Annotated in this window: 13 protein-coding genes; 5 read left to right on the top strand and 8 right to left on the bottom strand. The window is 71.0% G+C overall.

The window, feature by feature from the left end; genetic code table 11:
* Positions 1 to 62: 62 nt before the first annotated feature.
* The gene (gene dnaE / locus ACFP2V_RS10215) at positions 63 to 3,602 is read right to left on the bottom strand and encodes a DNA polymerase III subunit alpha (protein ID WP_381208788.1); all 3,540 of its coding nucleotides are present in this window, start codon (positions 3,600 to 3,602) and stop codon (positions 63 to 65) included.
* A 260-nt stretch (positions 3,603 to 3,862) separates the two neighbouring features.
* On the opposite strand from dnaE, the gene ACFP2V_RS10210 reads away from it, so the two are divergent.
* The 4 genes from ACFP2V_RS10210 (at position 3,863) to ACFP2V_RS10195 (ending at position 8,787) form a co-directional block, all read left to right on the top strand.
* The gene (locus tag ACFP2V_RS10210) at positions 3,863 to 5,188 is read left to right on the top strand and encodes a DUF2252 domain-containing protein (RefSeq protein ID WP_381208785.1); all 1,326 of its coding nucleotides are present in this window, start codon (positions 3,863 to 3,865) and stop codon (positions 5,186 to 5,188) included.
* Between the two features lie 113 nt (positions 5,189 to 5,301).
* Positions 5,302 to 6,009: a hypothetical protein gene (locus tag ACFP2V_RS10205; protein ID WP_381208782.1), complete on the top strand. Its 708-nt coding sequence runs from the start codon at positions 5,302 to 5,304 to the stop codon at positions 6,007 to 6,009.
* Positions 6,010 to 6,112: 103 nt separating this feature from the next.
* Positions 6,113 to 6,925 (top strand): thioredoxin domain-containing protein, encoded by an 813-nt coding sequence (locus tag ACFP2V_RS10200; RefSeq protein ID WP_381208779.1) that lies wholly within the window; start codon positions 6,113 to 6,115, stop codon positions 6,923 to 6,925.
* A 176-nt stretch (positions 6,926 to 7,101) separates the two neighbouring features.
* Positions 7,102 to 8,787 carry an alkaline phosphatase D family protein gene (locus tag ACFP2V_RS10195; protein WP_381208776.1) on the top strand — a complete coding sequence of 562 codons (1,686 nt, stop codon included), beginning with the start codon at positions 7,102 to 7,104 and terminating at the stop codon, positions 8,785 to 8,787.
* Positions 8,788 to 8,837: 50 nt separating this feature from the next.
* Here the strand turns inward: ACFP2V_RS10195 and ACFP2V_RS10190 are convergent, their stop codons facing one another.
* On the bottom strand, positions 8,838 to 9,416 hold the full coding sequence (locus ACFP2V_RS10190; protein WP_381208773.1) for a dienelactone hydrolase family protein: 579 nt from the start codon (positions 9,414 to 9,416) through the stop codon (positions 8,838 to 8,840).
* A 142-nt stretch (positions 9,417 to 9,558) separates the two neighbouring features.
* Between ACFP2V_RS10190 and ACFP2V_RS10185 the strand changes: the two genes are divergently transcribed.
* Positions 9,559 to 10,734 carry a mechanosensitive ion channel family protein gene (locus ACFP2V_RS10185; protein ID WP_381208771.1) on the top strand — a complete coding sequence of 392 codons (1,176 nt, stop codon included), beginning with the start codon at positions 9,559 to 9,561 and terminating at the stop codon, positions 10,732 to 10,734.
* 7 nt (positions 10,735 to 10,741) lie between these two features.
* On the opposite strand, the gene ACFP2V_RS10180 is transcribed toward ACFP2V_RS10185, so the two are convergent.
* The 6 genes from ACFP2V_RS10180 to ACFP2V_RS10155 all read right to left on the bottom strand — a co-directional run bounded on the left by ACFP2V_RS10180 (position 10,742) and on the right by ACFP2V_RS10155 (position 16,424).
* Positions 10,742 to 11,488, bottom strand: coding sequence for an SDR family NAD(P)-dependent oxidoreductase (locus tag ACFP2V_RS10180; RefSeq protein ID WP_381208768.1), 747 nt, complete (start codon positions 11,486 to 11,488; stop codon positions 10,742 to 10,744).
* A 41-nt stretch (positions 11,489 to 11,529) separates the two neighbouring features.
* Positions 11,530 to 13,116 carry a Na+/H+ antiporter gene (locus ACFP2V_RS10175; protein ID WP_381208765.1) on the bottom strand — a complete coding sequence of 529 codons (1,587 nt, stop codon included), beginning with the start codon at positions 13,114 to 13,116 and terminating at the stop codon, positions 11,530 to 11,532.
* Between the two features lie 184 nt (positions 13,117 to 13,300).
* Positions 13,301 to 13,768, bottom strand: coding sequence for a GNAT family N-acetyltransferase (locus tag ACFP2V_RS10170; protein WP_381208762.1), 468 nt, complete (start codon positions 13,766 to 13,768; stop codon positions 13,301 to 13,303).
* Positions 13,765 to 14,709 (bottom strand): RluA family pseudouridine synthase, encoded by a 945-nt coding sequence (locus tag ACFP2V_RS10165; RefSeq protein ID WP_381208760.1) that lies wholly within the window; start codon positions 14,707 to 14,709, stop codon positions 13,765 to 13,767. The genes ACFP2V_RS10170 and ACFP2V_RS10165 overlap by 4 nt, the downstream gene beginning before the upstream one ends.
* Before the next feature lie 55 nt (positions 14,710 to 14,764).
* The gene (lspA, locus tag ACFP2V_RS10160; RefSeq protein ID WP_381208757.1) at positions 14,765 to 15,406 is read right to left on the bottom strand and encodes a signal peptidase II; all 642 of its coding nucleotides are present in this window, start codon (positions 15,404 to 15,406) and stop codon (positions 14,765 to 14,767) included.
* An 88-nt stretch (positions 15,407 to 15,494) separates the two neighbouring features.
* Positions 15,495 to 16,424, bottom strand: a complete 930-nt coding sequence (locus tag ACFP2V_RS10155) for a TraR/DksA family transcriptional regulator (RefSeq protein ID WP_381208754.1) — start codon at positions 16,422 to 16,424, stop codon at positions 15,495 to 15,497.
* Between the last annotated feature and the right edge of the window lie 167 nt (positions 16,425 to 16,591).

The raw sequence follows: 16,591 nt of genomic DNA, 5'->3' as shown, positions 1-16,591 counted from the left end.
ACCCCTCTTGGCCGTCGGTCTCGTCGGCCTCGCCGGTCGCCCGGCCCCGTCCGCCGGGCCGGTCAGCCCGCCAGGCAGGACGGGCCGAGGAGGACCTTGAGGTCGCCGAACAGGGCGGGGTCCGGCTTCACCCGGTGCCGGTCCAAACGCAGCACCGTCGTCTTCGTCGGCCCCTGGAGCTTGATGCGGACCTCGCTGTCGCCCTTGTGGTGGCCGAGGATCTCGCCGAGGCGGCTGACCATCGGCGGGGTGACCCTGGTCGCCGGGATGGTGAGCACGACGGGCGCGTTGGTGCCCGCGTTGGACAGGTCCGGCACCTGGAGTTCCATGGCGACCAGGCGCGGCACGTCCTCGCGCTTGTCGAGCCGGCCCTTGACGAACACGACGGCGTCCTCGACGAGCTGGGTCGAGACGAGCTGGTAGGTCGCGGGGAAGAACATGCACTCGATGGACCCGGCGAGGTCCTCCACGGTGGCGATCGCCCAGGCGTTGCCCTGCTTGGTCATCTTGCGCTGGAGGCCGGAGATGATGCCGCCGATGGTGACCACCGCACCGTCACCGAAGTCGCCGCCGGTGAGCTGGGAGATGCCCGCGTCGGCCTTGTCGGACAGGACGTGCTCCAGCCCGAACAGCGGGTGGTCGGAGACGTACAGCCCGAGCATCTCCCGCTCCTGCGCGAGCAGGTAGGTCTTGTCCCACTCGTCGTCGGTGAAGGTGACGTCGAGGCCGAAGCCGGGCTCGCTGGTCTCCTCCTCGCCCATGCCGCCGAAGAGGTCGAACTGTCCCTCGGCCTCCTTGCGCTTGACCGCGACCACGTTGTCGATCATCGGCTCGTACTGGGCGGTGAGGCCCTTGCGGGTGTGCCCCATGGAGTCGAAGGCGCCCGCCTTGATCAGCGACTCGGTGGTCCGCTTGTTGCAGACGACCGCCTCGACCTTGTCGAGGTAGTCCGGGAAGGAGTCGTACTTCCCCTTGGCCTTGCGGCTCTTGATGATCGACTCGACGACGTTGGTGCCGACGTTGCGGACCGCGGACAGGCCGAAGAGGATCACGTCGTCGCCCTGCGCGGCGAAGTTCGACTCGGACTCGTTGACGTTCGGCGGGAGCACCTTGATGCCCATGCGGCGGCACTCGTTGAGGTAGACGGCCGACTTGTCCTTGTCGTCCTTGACCGAGGTGAGCAGCGCGGCCATGTACTCGGCCGGGTAGTTCGCCTTGAGGTACCCGGTCCAGTACGACACCAGTCCGTACGCGGCGGAGTGGGCCTTGTTGAACGCGTAGCCGGCGAAGGGGACCAGCACGTCCCACAGGGCCTGGATCGCCTCGTCGCTGTAGCCGTTCTTCCGGGCGCCCTCCTGGAAGAGGACGAAGTTCTTCGCCAGTTCGTCGGGCTTCTTCTTGCCCATCACGCGGCGGAGGATGTCGGCCTCGCCCAGCGAGTAGCCCGCGATGATCTGGGCGGCCTTCTGCACCTGCTCCTGATAGACGATCAGGCCGTAGGTGACCGACAGCACCTCCCGGAGCGGCTCCTCCAGTTCCTTGTGGATCGGTGTGATCTCCTGGCGGCCGTTCTTGCGCTCCGCGTAGTTGATGTGCGAGTTCATGCCCATCGGGCCCGGCCGGTAGAGGGCCGAGACGGCGGAGATGTCCTCGAAGTTGTCGGGCTGCATCTGGCGGAGCAGCGAGCGCATCGGGCCGCCGTCGAACTGGAAGACACCGAGGGTGTCACCGCGGCAGAGCAGTTCGAAGGTCTTGGGGTCGTCCAGCGGGAGGTCGAGCATCTCCAGGTCGATGCTCTTGTTGGCCTTCACCATCTTGATGGCGTCGTCCATGATCGTGAGGTTGCGCAGGCCCAGGAAGTCCATCTTCAGGAGGCCGAGCGACTCGCACTGGGGGTAGTCCCACTGTGTGATGGTCACGCCGTCGGTGTGCCGCGTCCAGAGCGGGGCGTGGTCGACGATGGGTTCGCTGGACATGATCACGCCGGCCGCGTGCACGCCCATCTGCCGCACGAGGCCCTCGACGCCCTTGGCGGTGTCGATGACCTTCTTCACGTCCGGCTCGTTCTCGTACATCGCGCGGATCTCGCCGGCCTCGTTGTAGCGCGGGTGCGAGGGGTTGGTGATGCCGTCGAGGTCGATGCCCTTGCCGAGGACGTCGGCGGGCATGGCCTTGGTGAGCCGGTCGCCCATGGCGTACGGATAGCCCAGCACGCGCGCGGAGTCCTTGATGGCGTTCTTCGCCTTGATCTTGCCGTAGGTGCCGATCATGGCGACCTTGTCGGCGCCGTACTTCTCGGTGACGTACCGGATCACCTCGACGCGCCTGCGCTCGTCGAAGTCGATGTCGACGTCGGGCATGGAGATGCGCTCGGGGTTGAGGAACCGCTCGAAGATCAGGCCGTGCGGGATCGGGTCGAGGTCGGTGATGCCGAGGGCGTAGGCGACGATCGAGCCGGCCGCGGAGCCGCGGCCGGGGCCGACCGCGATGCCCTGCTTCTTGGCCCACATGATGAAGTCGGCGACGACGAGGAAGTACCCGGGGAAGCCCATCGAGATGATGGTGTCCATCTCGTACTCGACCTGCTTCATGCGGTCGTCCGGGATGCCGCCCGGGAAGCGGCGCTCCATGCCGCGCAGGGTCTCCTCGCGGAACCAGCTGACCTCGGTGTACCCCTCGGGGATGTCGAACTTGGGCATGAGGTCGCGCTTCTCGAACATGCCCGTGGTGTCGACCATCTCGGCGATCAGCCTGGTGTTGGCGCAGCCCTGCTGCCAGGCGTCGGAGGAGTCGATGGCGTACATCTCGTCGGTGGACTTGAGGTAGTAGCCGGTGCCGTCGAACCGGAAGCGGTCCGGGTCGGAGAGGTTCTTGCCGGTCTGGATGCACAGCAGCGCGTCGTGGGCGGTCGCCTCGTTCGCGTACGTGTAGTGCGAGTCGTTGGTCACCAGGGGCGGGATGCCGAGTTTCTTCCCGATCTCCAGCAGACCGTCACGGACCCGGCGCTCGATCTCGATGCCGTGGTCCATCAGCTCCAGGAAGTACCGGTCCTTGCCGAAGATGTCCTGGTAGTCGGCGGCCGCCTTGAGCGCCTCGTCGAAGTGGCCGAGGCGCAGCCGGGTCTGGACCTCGCCGGAGGGGCAGCCGGTGGAGGCGACCAGCCCGGTGGACCACTTGGCGATGGTCTCCTTGTCCATCCGGGGCCACTTCTGCAGCCAGCCCTCGGCGTACGCGTCGGAGGAGAGCCGGAAGAGGTTGTGCAGGCCCGTGCTGTCGACCGCCCAGATGGTCTTGTGGGTGTAGCCACCCGAGCCGGAGACGTCGTCCCGCTTCTGGTGCGGCTGGCCCCACTGGATCTTGCGCTTGGTGCGCCGCGACTCGGGCGCGACATAGGCCTCGATCCCGATGATCGGGGTGACTCCGGCCTTCTGCGCGGTGTGGAAGAAGTCGTACGCGCCGTGCAGGTTGCCGTGGTCGGACATGGCGATGTGGCTCATGCCCATCTCGTTGCAGGCGTCGAACATGTCCTTCAGCCGCGCGGCACCGTCCAGCAGTGAGTACTGGGTGTGGACGTGCAGGTGCGTGAACGGCGTCTTCGACACGGTTCGGCCTCCGAGGATGAATGCTGCGGCGCGGAGCGCCCCGTCCAGGGGGGTGGTCGGGCGGCGGGTGGACACTCGGCGACGGGCAGGCGGACAGTCTGGTGGTCAGCGTCGAAGTCTATGCCCCGGCACTGACACCCGAGGCTTTCCGGGACGTACCTTCGGGCGAGCGGCGCGGGCACTCGGGTGACGTGCCGCACGTTGGCCCGGGGGACGGATCAGCCGTCCCCGGAACGTCCCGTACCAGGAGGCACTCAGCGATGTCGGTCCCGCAGCTCAACGACGAGCACCGCGGCGAGGAGATCCTCGCCGTTCTCGACACCGCCTTCGGTGAACTCCTGGCCGCCGACCCGGCCGCCTTCCGCGTGAAGTTCCGGAAGATGGCGGCCTCGGCGTTCGCGTTCTACCGGGGCACGGCGTGTCTCTTCTACCACGACCTCGACGCCGAGAAGCGCGGCGGACCGTACCTGGACGACCGGACGTCCCGGGTGTGGATCCACGGCGATCTGCACGCGGAGAACTTCGGCACGTACATGGACTCCAACGGCCGTCTGGTCTTCAATGTCAACGACTTCGACGAGGCCTACGTCGGCCCCTTCACCTGGGACCTCAAGCGCTTCGCCGCCTCCATGGCCCTGATCGGCTACGCGAAGGCGCTCAGCGACGAGCAGATCACCGAGCTGGTGCGGATCTACACGGCCGCGTACCGGGAGCGGATCCACGCCCTGGCGACCGGTGCGAAGAGCGACGAGGTGCCGCCGTTCACGCTGGACACCGCACAGGGCCCGCTGCTCGACGCGCTGCGCGACGCCCGCTCGCTGACCCGGTTCGGGCTGCTGGACTCGATGACCGTCATCCGTGACTTCGAGCGCCGCTTCGCCTCCGGCGGCGGCGCGGTCGAGCTCGACGCCGCCGCCCGCTACAAGGTCCTCGCCGCCTTCGACGGCTATCTGGAGACGCTGCCGGACGCCTCGCTGGCCCGCCCGGACTCCTACCGCGTGAAGGACGTCGTGGGCCGCCGGGGCGTGGGCATCGGCTCGGCCGGACTGCCGTCGTACAACATCCTGCTGGAGGGTCACAGCGACGCCCTGGAGAACGACGTCGTGATCTACATCAAGCAGGCCCAGACCCCGGCGGTGTCCCGGCACCTCACGGACCCGTCGATCCGGGACTACTTCCAGCACGAGGGCCACCGCACGGTGATCTCGCAGCGCGCCCTGCAGGCGCACGCCGACCCGTGGCTGGGCTGGACCGAGCTGGACGGGGCGGGGCAGCTGGTCGCGGAGGTCTCGCCGTACGCGGTGGACCTGGACTGGGGCGACATCGACGAGCCGGAGGAGATCGCCGAGGTCGTCGCCGATCTCGGCCGGGCCACGGCCACGATGCACGCGGCGGCGGACGACACGTCCGGCGAGTCCCTGGTGCCGTTCTCCACCGAGCGCGCCATCGACGCGGCGATCGCGGCCGACGAGGAGGGGCTCGAGCCCCTGCTGGTCGACTTCGCGCACGGCTACGGCGCCCGTGCGCGCGGCGACCACCAGATCTTCCTGGACCTGTTCCGCAACGGCAGGATCCCGGGACTGTGACTTTCCTCCCGCCCGGGGAAGCCCCGGGCGGGGAAATCCCGGACGGGGAAATCCCGCCAACCGGAACCCTTTAGGGATCCCTTACCGGAGCGCATGACAGACTCGGTTCCACCATGCACATATCCGGAACCCCGTTCAGAGCCGTACGCGCGGTGCTGTTCACGACCGTGGTCGTGACCCTCAGCACCGCGTCGCACGTGCTGCTGTCCGGGGCTCCCCTGCCGTTGAGCACGGTGACGGTGATCGCCGTCGCCGTGTTCGTCCTGGCGTACGCCCTCGCGGGCCGGCCGCGTTCCTTCGGGCGGATCGCCGCCCTGCTGGTCCCGCTGGAGCTGGCCGCCGATACCGTCTTCACCACCGGCCAGCACGTCTGCTACGGCCGGATGGGCGGCCCGGTCGCGGGCCCGCTGCGCTCGGTCGGCTTCGACGTGCTGTGCGGCGACGGCGTGGGCACCCCACTGACGCGGGTGGCCGGCACCGCGGCCGACGGCGGCGACCGGTTCGCCGGGCTGCTCGCCCAGGCCGACCCGGCCACCGCCTGGCTGCTGCTCGGCGCGCACATCGGCATCGGCCTGTTCGCCGCCGCCTGGCTGCACCGCGGCGAGCGGGCGCTGGCCCAGTTGGTCGGCGCGGTGACGGCGACGGCTTCGACGGCGGTCCGGCCGCTGCTGCTGGCTGTCGCCGCGGTGACGGTGCGCCGGGCCCCCGAGGTCCGTCTGCCGGCCCGCCCGGCCCACCGGGCCGCCACGGCCGTGGACCGGTTCCTCGTGCACTCCCTGGGACGGCGTGGACCGCCGTGCTCCACCGCCGCCCTCGTCTGAGGCGACCCTCCGCCCCGGCGTCGGCGACATGTCCGAGCACCTGCAGTCCCCCCGTACATATCCCGCACACACGCTGTGCGCGTCCCCAGTGGAGAGCATCACCATGAGCAAGCGGAACACCCAGACGGCGAAGACGGCGGCCCGTGAGCGCCTGCGCATCGAGCGCGAGCGCGACGCCAAGAAGGCCAAGATCAAGCGTCAGCTGGTCGTCGCCGGTTCGGTCGTCGGTGTCCTGGCGATAGCCGCCGGCATCGGCTACGCGGTCGTCCAGGGCAACAAGCCCAGCGCGTGGGAGGCCGCGGCGGACGCGAAGCTCGTCAAGCCGGCCAACACCAGCGGCGAGAACGGGACCACCGTCGTCATCGGCAAGGCCGACGCGAAGAAGACCCTGGAGCTGTACGAGGACCCGCGCTGCCCGATCTGCGCCTCGTTCGAGCAGAACGTCGGCGAGACGATCGACAAGGCCGTCGCGGACGGCAAGTACAAGATCCAGTTCATCGGTGCCGCGTTCCTCGACCGCAACCTGACCGGTGAGGGCTCCAAGAACGCCCTGAGCGCCCTGGGCGCCGCGCTGAACGTCAGCCCGGAGGCGTTCCTCGCCTACAAGTCCGCGCTCTACTCGGCCGAGTTCCACCCCGAGGAGAGCCAGGACAAGTTCAAGGACGACTCCTACCTGATCGAGGTGGCGAACTCCGTCGAGGAACTGAAGGGCAACAAGGAGTTCCAGACGGCCGTGGAGAACGGCACCTACGACAAGTGGGCGCTGGAGATGTCCGACAAGTTCGACAGCAGCGATGTCCAGGGCACCCCCACGCTGAAGATGGACGGCGAGAAGCTCACCGGGTCCGACGGGCAGAACGCGCCGATGACGGCCCCCGAGTTCACCGCGGCGATCGACAAGGCGCTCAAGGCCTGACCCGGACCCCCGACCCGGGTCGGGGATCCACGCCCCGGCCCAGGAACCTCACCCGGTCCCGAACCCAGGGGCGCGGCCGGGATTCGCTCACGGGCGGCTGACCGCATGCTGAAGAGCGGGCGAACTTTGGCGAGTTCGCCCGCTCTGGCATGTACCGATCAGTAATCTGATCGGCTGTGACCAGTCGACGCAGATCATCCGAGAGCTCCGCCTCCGCCACCGCGGACGCCAACTCCTTTTCTCCCCGCCGCCGTTCGGTCGTCAAGGCGGCCGCCGCGACCGCGGTCCTCGCCGCGCCGCTCGCCGCCGCGCTGCCCGCCCGTGCCGCCACCGCACAGGCGCCCGCCTTCCTGCACGGGGTGGCCTCCGGCGACCCGCTGCCGGACGGCGCCCTGCTGTGGACCCGCGTGACGCCGACGCCGGAGGCGATCCCCGGCTCGGGGCTGGGCCCCGACACCGAGGTCGGCTGGGCCGTCGCCCGGGACAAGGCGTTCAGCACCGTCGTCGCGAAGGGCTCGACCCGCGCCACCGCGGCCACCGACCACACCGTCAAGGCCGACGTCCGCGGTCTCGCACCGGCCACCGACTACTGGTTCCGCTTCTCCGCCGGCGGCACCGACTCCCCCGTCGGCCGCACCCGCACCGCCCCGGCCGCCGACGCCGCCGTGACCGGTCTGCGCTTCGGTGTGGTCTCCTGCTCCAACTGGGAGGCCGGTCACTTCTCGTCGTACCGCCATCTCGCGGCCCGCGGCGACCTCGACGCCTGGCTGCACCTGGGCGACTACATCTACGAGTACGGCTCGGGCGAGTACGGCACGCGCGGCCGGACCGTCCGCCCGCAGGCGCCCGCCCACGAGATCGTCACCCTCGCCGACTACCGCGTCCGGCACGCGACGTACAAGACCGACCCCGACCTCCAGGCGCTGCACGCCAAGGCGCCGGTCGTCGCGATCTGGGACGACCACGAGATCGCCAACGACGCCTGGTCGGGTGGCGCCGAGAACCACACCGAGGGCGCGGAGGGCACCTGGGCCGCGCGTCAGGCCGCCGCCAAGCAAGCCTACTTCGAGTGGATGCCGGTACGTCCCGCGCTGGCCGGCACCACCTACCGCCGGCTGCGGTTCGGCAGGCTCGCCGACCTCTCGCTGCTGGACCTACGCTCCTTCCGCTCCCAGCAGGTCTCCCCGGGCAACGGCGAGGTGGACGACCCCGACCGCACGCTCACCGGCCGCGCCCAGCTCGACTGGCTGAAGTCGGGGCTGTCCGCGTCCGACACCGCCTGGCGGCTGGTCGGCACCTCGGTGATGATCTCGCCGCTCGCGATCGGCTCGCTCCCGGCGAGTCTGCTGAAGCCGATCGCCAAGCTGCTCGGTCTGCCGCAGGAGGGCCTCGCCCTCAACACCGACCAGTGGGACGGCTACACCGACGACCGCCGGGAACTCCTCGCCCATCTACGGACCAACGCGATCCGCAACACGGTCTTCCTCGCCGGCGACATCCACATGGCGTGGGCCAACGACGTGCCGGTGAACGCGGGCACCTACCCGGCCTCCGGGTCGGCGGCCACCGAGTTCGTCGTGACCTCCGTCACCTCGGACAACCTCGACGACATCGTCAAGGTCCCCGAGGGCACCGTCTCCGCGGTCGCCTCCCCGCTGGTCAAGGCCACCAACCGGCATGTCCATTGGGTCGACACCGACCGCCACGGCTACGGCGTGCTGGACATCACGTCCGAGCGGGCGCAGATGGACTACTACGTGGTGTCCAGCCGCACCGACCCGGGTGCCACGTCCACGTGGGCGCGCTCCTACCGGACGCTCAACGGCACCCAGCGGGTCGAGCGCGCCGACCGCCCGGTCTGACCCGCGCGGTCCGGTACGCCGGTCCGGCGCGCGCCCTTCGCTTCTCTCCGTCAGTCGTCCTCCAGCGAATCGAGGAAGCCGAGCGCCACCCGCCAGGTGGCCTCGGCGGCCTCCTCGTCGTAGTCCGGCAGGCCGGGGTCGGTGTAGACGTGACCGGCCCCGGCGTACCGGTACACCTCGACGTCGGCTCCGGCGCGGCCCATCTGCAGATACCAGGCGCTCAGCCAGTCGTCGGTCTCGAACGGGTCCGGCTCGGCGACATGGAGCTGTACCGGCAGGCCGTCCACCGCCGCGTTCGCCGCGATGTCCGACGTACCGTGCAGGAGCAGCAGCCCGCGCGCCCGGCCGTCGCCGAGGGCCAGCGTCTGGGCGACGGAGGCGCCGAAGGAGAACCCGGCGTACACCAGCCCCCGCTCCGAGTAGGGCGCGGCGGCGAGCACGGCCCGCCTCAGCAACTCGTCCCTGCCGATGGACTCCTGGTGGGCCATGCCCTCCTCGACCGTGTCGAACGTACGGCCCTCGAAGAGGTCGGGCGTCCACACCTCGTGTCCGGCGGCACGCAGCCGGTCCGCGGCCGCGGACACCGCAGGCCGCGGGCCGTAGGTCGAGTGGAACAGCATGATGTTCATGACGTCCATGGTGCCAGCCGGGCCCGACAGCCGGTGCCTGCCGGTCTCACGCTCCGAGGCGCCGGACCTCGGCACCGGCCGTACCCAGGGCGCCGCGGATGTCACATGTTCACTGCGCGCGAGGCCGGTTAGGTTCGGGGACATGGAAGACGTGCTCCGCCCCCTGATCGTGTTCGGCGGCTCGGTCGTGCTCACCCTGACGCTCGGCTGGGCCACCGACCGACTGCTGCGCAAGGCCGACACCCGGCCCCCCGAGACCCCCATGTGGGAACTGCTCCGGCGCGGCCGCATCCCCTACCAGCTGCTCATCTGCGCGGCCCTGCTGAAAGGTTCGTTCAGCGAGGCGAAGCTGTTCGAGGGCCACCGGGGGGACATCGGCCGGGTGCTGACGCTGGTGCTGATCGGGTCGGCCGCCTGGCTGGTGATCCGGATCGCGGCGGCCGTCGTCGAGACCTCGTACACCCGGTACGCCAACGTGCACCGCGAGCGCGACCCGGCCAGGGTCCGCCGGGTACGCACCCAGGTGACGCTGATCCGGCGGGTCGTCTCGGCGATCGTCGGCGTGGTGGCGGTGGCCGCGATGCTGCTGACCTTCCCCGCCATGCGCGCGGCCGGCGCCTCGCTGCTGGCCTCGGCGGGCATCCTCGGCATCGTCGCCGGTGTCGCCGCCCAGTCCACGCTCAGCAACCTGTTCGCCGGGCTGCAGATCGCCTTCGGCGACATGGTGCGCATCGGCGACACGGTCGTGGTGGACGGCGAGTGGGGCACGGTCGAGGAGATCACCCTGACCTTCCTCACGGTGAACACCTGGGACGAGCGCCGGATCACCATGCCGGTGTCGTACTTCACGTCCAAGCCGTTCGAGAACTGGTCCCGCGACTCCCCGCAGATGACCGGGACGATCATCTGGCACCTCGACCACCGGGCCCCGCTGGACGCCATGCGCGACCGGCTCCGCGACATCCTGCGCGAGTGCCCGGCCTGGGACGGCCGCGCCTACAACCTGACCGTCGTGGAGACCACACCCAGCACCATCCAGGTGCGGGCCCTGGTGACGGCCAAGGACGCCGGCGACATATGGACGGTACGGGTCGAGGTCCGCGAGCAGATGATCCGCTGGCTGGCCGAGCAGCATCCCTACGCCCTGCCCCGGATCAGCACCGCCCCGGCCGACCCGGCACCGGTCCCCGACAGGAACCACCACTCCCCCGGCGGCGCCGCCGGCATCACCCGTCCCCCCGGTATCCCCGGCCCCGCCGGCCCCCCGGAGGGCGGGGCGCCCGCCCACGAGCCGCAGGGCGCGGCGCAGGATTACTGACGGCGCCTCAGTGGCCGCGTTCGGCGCCGCCGTTGACCTGGACGATCTGCGAGGTGATGTGTCCGGCGCCCGGGGAGGCCAGCCAGTGCAGGGTGGCGGCCACGTCCCCGGGCGTCCCGGCCCGCCCGTCGGCGGTCTCGGCGACCAGCTCTGCCCGCCGCTCCTCGTCGATGCCGTCGCCGAAGAACGCGGTGCCCTCGATGTAGCCGGGCGCGACCACGTTCACCGTGATGCCGTGCGGCCCCAGCTTCCGGGCGAGGTCATGGGCGTACGGATGCAGCCCGGCCTTGGCCGCCGCGTACGCGATCTGCCCGGAGCCCCGGTAGGCGGCGATGGAGCTGAGGAACAGCACCCGTCCGCCGGGCTCGGCGAGCCGGTCCTTCAGGGCCTCCGTGAGCAGGACGGCGGTCAGCAGGTTGAGCCGGAAGTTGACCGTCCAGTGGCGGGCGACGGCGTCGAGCGGATCGTCCGCCCCGGCCTTGCGTTCGAGGAGGCCGTTGCCCCCGGCGCTGTGGATCAGTACGTCGACGGCCCCGAACTCCCGGCCGACGTAGCCGGCGACGTCCCGCACGGCGACCGGATCAGCGAGGTCGGCGGCGTACACCTCGGCCCCCCGCACCTCGGCCCCGGCCCGCTCCAGGACGTCCCCGCGCCGCCCGAGCAGCAGCACCCGGTCCCCGTCGGCGGCGAAGACCCGTGCCGCCGCCAGCCCGATCCCCGTACCGCCCCCGCTGATCACCACGTTCCGCGTCATGCCCCGACCTTACGAGCGGAACGCCGTACCGCGGAGCGAACTCACCGCATACTGCGCACATCGAGGTGGCGCAGCACCCGGTCCACCACCTCGGGGTCGGCCCCCGCCTCGCTCCGCGCCGCCAGTACCTCGTGCCGTGCGGCGCTCAGCATCTCGGCCTGGATCCGCCGCACCCGCTTCACCCGCCGCGCGCGCTGCCGGTACGCCTCGCGCCGCTCGTCCTCGGCGAGGTCCGGGCTGATCCGCACCCCGATCTCGAAGGCGCTGCGCAGCATCTGCTCGGCGAGTTCCTCAGACAGTTCCTCGGCCCCCTCGATCTCGCGCAGCCTCTGTTTGGCGGCCTTGGCCGCTCGCAGCGCGAGGTCCCGTTCGAGTGCCTTCTCACGTCCGGTGTCGGCCCGCACCCCCAGCCGTTTCACCAGCCACGGCAGGGTCGTCCCCTGGACCAGCAGCGTCGCCATGATCACGCCGAACGCGATGAAGATGATCTCGCCCCGCGCCGGGAAGTCTCCCCCGGCGTCGGTCTCCAGCGGAATCGCCAGCGCCAGCGCGACGGAGGCCACTCCGCGCATCCCCGACCACCACATCACCATGGTCTCGCGCCAGCTCACCGGGATGTCCTCGCCGGTGTTCCGCGCGGCGTGCAGCCGCCGCGTCAGCCAGGTCGCCGGCAGCAGCCACAGCAGCCGGACGAGGACGACCACGCCCACGATCGCCCCGGCCCAGCCGAGCAGTTCGCCCCAGTGGCCGGACGCGGTCCGGACCGCGTTGTGCAGTTCGAGGCCGACCAGTCCGAACGCGATGCCGACGACGAGCGTGTCGACGATGTCCCAGAAGGTGTGCCCGGCCAGCCGGGTCATGACCTCGTCGGCGTCGGTGGCGTACTCGACGAGGAACAGCGCGGTGGTGAGCACGGCGAGCACCCCCGAGCCGTGCAGTTCCTCGGCCAGGACGTAGGAGAAGTACGGCACCAGCAGACTCAGCGCGATCTGCAGGGTCGCGTCCCCGAGCAGGTCCATCAGCCGGTTGGCGCCCCAGCCGAGCGCGAGCCCGACCGCGACCGCCACCACGGCCGACAGGACCAGGTCCAGGCCCGCCTTCCAGGGCGAGAAGGTGCCGCTCACGGCGGCGGCGATCGCCACGTGGTACAGGACGATGGCGGTGACGTCGTTGAACAGGCCCTCGCCCTCGAGGATCGACACCAGCCGGCGCGGCAGCCCCAGCCTCCCGGCGACGGCGGTCGCCGCGACCGGATCGGGCGGTGCGACCAACGCGCCGAGGGCGATCGCGGCGGCAAGCGGCAGGCCCGGCACGATCGCGTGGGCGACGACGGCCACGCACAGCGTGGTGACGAACACCAGCGCCACGGCCAGCAGGAGGATCGGTCTCGCGTTCGCCGCGAACTGCCGCCAGGACGTCCGGCGGACGGCGGCGTAGAGCAGGGGCGGCAGCAGCAGCGGCAGGATCAGGTCCGGCGGGACGTCCACGTTCGGGACGAACTCGAGCAGTGCGAGGACGATGCCGAAGACCGTCATCAGCACCGGCGCCGGCAGCCCCAGCCAGTCCCCCAGGGGGACGCACACCACGGCCCCCAGCAGCAGAGCGAACAGCAGGGCCAACTGATCCACGGTCGATGCTCCGGGCGGTTCGGCGGCGGGACGACGGACCTCCACCCTGCCACGCCGACGCCCGCACCCTGCGTTCGGCAGCACGGGTCACCACGCGCGCCCGGCCGCAGGACGGGTACGGCTACGCGTACGACGACCGAGCCCGGCCGGTCCCCGGACAGGTCCGGCTACAGGGCCCGGCCGGTCACAGAGCGCGCCGCATGGCCCGGTGCGGCATCCCCGCGTCCGGGAACTCCGGTCCGTACGCCACGTATCCCAGCCGCTCGTAGAACCCCAGGGCATGGGTCTGCGCGTGCAGGTCGACGGCGGTGAGAGCGCGGGCGCGGGCCGCCTCCTCGACGCCCCGCACCAGGGCGGCCCCGACGCCGAGCCCCCGCGCCTCCCGCGTCACCGCGAGGCGTCCCAGGGACCCGACCGACGCGTCACCGCCGGTCTTCGCCGCGGCGGCCCCGCCGTGCAGCAGCCGCCCGGTGCCGAGCGCCTCGCCGTCCTCACCGATCGCGAGCACATGTACGGCACCGGCGTCGTACGCGTCGTACTCCAGGTCCTCGGGCACGCCCTGCTCGGCGACGAAGACCTCCTTGCGCACCGCGAAGCACGCCTCCCGGTCGCCGGGTTCCACCGCCTCGCGGACCACGTACGGGGTACTCACGCGTAGGTCTCCTCCCGGACCAGGTCGAGCGCCTGGCGCAGGTCCTCGGGGTAGTCGCTGGTGAACTCCGCCCACAGGCCGTCCCCGGGGTGCTCGAAGCCGAGCCGCACGGCGTGCAGCCACTGACGGGTCAGGCGGAGCCGCTTGGCGAGCGTGGGGTCGGCGCCGTAGGTCAGGTCGCCGACGCAGGGGTGCCGGTGGGCGGCCATGTGGACGCGGATCTGGTGGGTGCGGCCGGTCTCCAGCTTGACGTCGAGGAGCGAGGCGGCCCGGAAGGCCTCGACGAGGTCGTAGTGCGTGACGGAGGGCTTGCCCTCGGCGGTGACCGCCCACTTGTAGTCGTGGTGCGGATGCCGGCCGATGGGCGCGTCGATGGTGCCGCTGGTCGGGTCGGGGTGGCCCTGGACCAGGGTGTGGTAGCGCTTGTCGACCGTGCGCTCCTTGAACTGGCGCTTCAGCGACGTGTACGCGTACTCCGACTTGGCGACCACCATGAGACCGGAGGTGCCGACGTCGAGGCGGTGCACGATGCCCTGGCGCTCGGCGGCACCGGAGGTCGAGACGCGGTACCCGGCGGCGGCGAGGCCACCGATCACGGTCGGTCCGCTCCAGCCCGGCGAGGGGTGGGCGGCGACTCCGACCGGCTTGACGACCACGACCACGTCGTCGTCGTCGTGCACGATCTCCATGCCCTCGACGGGCTCGGCGACCACCCGCACCGGGGCGGGCGCCTGCGGCATCTCCACCTCGAGCCAGGCACCCCCGCTCACCCGCTCCGACTTGCCGACCACCGATCCGTCGACCGTGACCTTTCCCGCGGTGGCGATTTCGGCCGCCTTGGTCCGGGAGAAGCCGAACATGCGGGAGATGGCGGCGTCGACGCGCTCGCCCTCCAGTCCGTCGGGCACGGGCAGGGTTCGGATCTCGGGAATGGTGCTCACCCGTCGAGTATGCCGGACCGGCCCGGCAACTCCGTACGCGCGCTCTCGGTCCTGCTCAGTCCTTGTGGACGGTCCCGTCCGGGTCGAGGCCCCGGAAGGACAGCAGGACGATCAGGATGCCGCCGCAGACGATCGCCGAATCCGCCAGGTTGAAGACGGCGAAGTGCTTGGGCGCGATGAAGTCGACGACCGCGCCCTGGAAGACACCCGGGGAGCGGAAGATCCTGTCCGTGAGGTTGCCGAGGGCACCGCCGAGCAGCAGGCCCAGCGCGATCGCCCAGGGCAGGCTGTACAGCTTGCGGGCCAGCCGGACGATCACCACGATCACCGCCGCCGCGATCAGTGTGAAGATCACGGTGAAGGCCTCGCCGAAGCCGAAGGCCGCGCCCGCGTTGCGGATCGCCTCGAACCTCAGCCAGTCCCCGATGATCTCGATGGGCTCGTGGTGCTCCAGCTTGGCGACCACGATCATCTTGCTGATCAGGTCGAGGGCGTAGGCGGCGACGGCGACGGCGAACAGCACGGCCACGCGCCGCTTGCCGCGGGGTGCTCCGGCCGCCGCCTCCGCGTCCTGGGCATCGGCCCGGTCGAGCCCGGTCCGGTCCTGCCCGTCACGGTCCTGCCCGTCACGGTCCTGCCCGTCCCGGTCCGCGTCCGGGGTTTCCGGCGTACCGATGATGCGCTCCGCCTCTGCCACGTGAGTCCCTCAACCTAGGTACCTGACTGAGGACGAGGGTACGGCACCCCCCACGCGGCCCTCGTGCTCAGGCGGTGTCCAACGGCGCTCAGTACCGGCGCTCCTGCTTCTGCTTGCACTCGACGCACAACGTGGCCCGGGGGAATGCCTGCATCCGGGCCTTGCCGATGGGGTTGCCGCAGCTCTCGCACAGGCCGTAGGTACCGGTGTCCAGCCGCTGCAGGGCGCGCTCGTACTGGGTGAGCATCTCGCGTGCGTTGGCGGCGAGCGCCAGTTCGTGCTCACGCGTGATGTTCTTCGTGCCGGTGTCGGCCTGGTCGTCGCCCGCCCCGTCTCCGGAGTCCCGCATCAGGCCGGCCAGCGACCGTTCGGACGAGGTGATCTCCTCGCTCAGCCGCAGCGCCTCGGCCGTCAGATCGGCCCGCGCGCCCTCGACCTCCTCCGGTGTCCAGGGCTCCTCGCCCGGACGCACCGCGAGGTCGCCGGGCTCCACTGCCGCGAGCCGCGCCTTGGGCACGGCGGTCTTCGCCGCCGTCGCCGTGCCAGGGGTCTTCTTAGCACCCACCGTCGTCGCTCCCGTCTGCGTCGCGGCCTCGGCCGCACCCGCGTCAGCGGCCGTGCCGTGCCCGGCCGTGTCCTGTGTGCCCCCGCTGGTCCTGGTGGTGCTTCCGCCCGTAGCGCCCGCGCGCGCGGCGCCCCGCCCGGCGTCGGCCTCCGCTCCCTGGGTGGCCGCCTTCTTCCGGGAACTCCTGTCCGCGGCGGCTCTGGAAGCCGTCGCCTTCGATCGCGTGGCCCCGGAGGCCGCCGTTCCCTTCTCCGCCTTCGCCTTCGTCTTCGCAGAGGCGGAGGCGCCCTTTCCGGCCCCGGTCTTCCCTGACCCGGCCTTCCCGGCCGACTGTTTCGTGGCCGCCTTTCCCGCCTGCTCCTTCGCTGTCGCCTTCGTGCCCTCCCGGGACTCCTCAGCGGGCATGGCCCTGCCGGACGCCGACTGCTGTACGGCGGTCTTCTTCGCCACCATGGCCGCGGCCCCTTTTCACAGGCTGTGATCTTGCGCGCGCATCGTGCTGGGACGATAAATCGACTCGGGTCCCGCGGCAACGGGGCGCACCGCCCGATTCGCCCGCCCCGCGGCGGACCCTCATGCGTTGTGCCCAGCTCCCCGCCGGGTATGCCACCAAGTCGGAC

The organism is Streptomyces incanus (assembly GCF_042656345.1).
GTDB lineage: Bacteria > Actinomycetota > Actinomycetes > Streptomycetales > Streptomycetaceae > Streptomyces > Streptomyces incanus.
The sequence above is the reverse complement of the archived record's forward strand: the minus strand, read 5'-3'. Positions and strand labels throughout refer to the sequence as shown.

Bases quoted from the DNA above. Each gene is read 5' to 3' on its own strand.
- ACFP2V_RS10210 (WP_381208785.1), top strand. From the start codon at position 3,863: ATGTCGGTCCCGCAGCTCAACGACGAGCACCGCGGCGAGGAGATCCTC.
- ACFP2V_RS10205 (WP_381208782.1), top strand. From the start codon at position 5,302: ATGCACATATCCGGAACCCCGTTCAGAGCCGTACGCGCGGTGCTGTTC.
- ACFP2V_RS10200 (WP_381208779.1), top strand. From the start codon at position 6,113: ATGAGCAAGCGGAACACCCAGACGGCGAAGACGGCGGCCCGTGAGCGC.
- ACFP2V_RS10190 (WP_381208773.1), bottom strand. From the start codon at position 9,416: ATGAACATCATGCTGTTCCACTCGACCTACGGCCCGCGGCCTGCGGTG.
- ACFP2V_RS10185 (WP_381208771.1), top strand. From the start codon at position 9,559: ATGGAAGACGTGCTCCGCCCCCTGATCGTGTTCGGCGGCTCGGTCGTG.
- ACFP2V_RS10180 (WP_381208768.1), bottom strand. From the start codon at position 11,488: ATGACGCGGAACGTGGTGATCAGCGGGGGCGGTACGGGGATCGGGCTG.
- ACFP2V_RS10155 (WP_381208754.1), bottom strand. From the start codon at position 16,424: ATGGTGGCGAAGAAGACCGCCGTACAGCAGTCGGCGTCCGGCAGGGCC.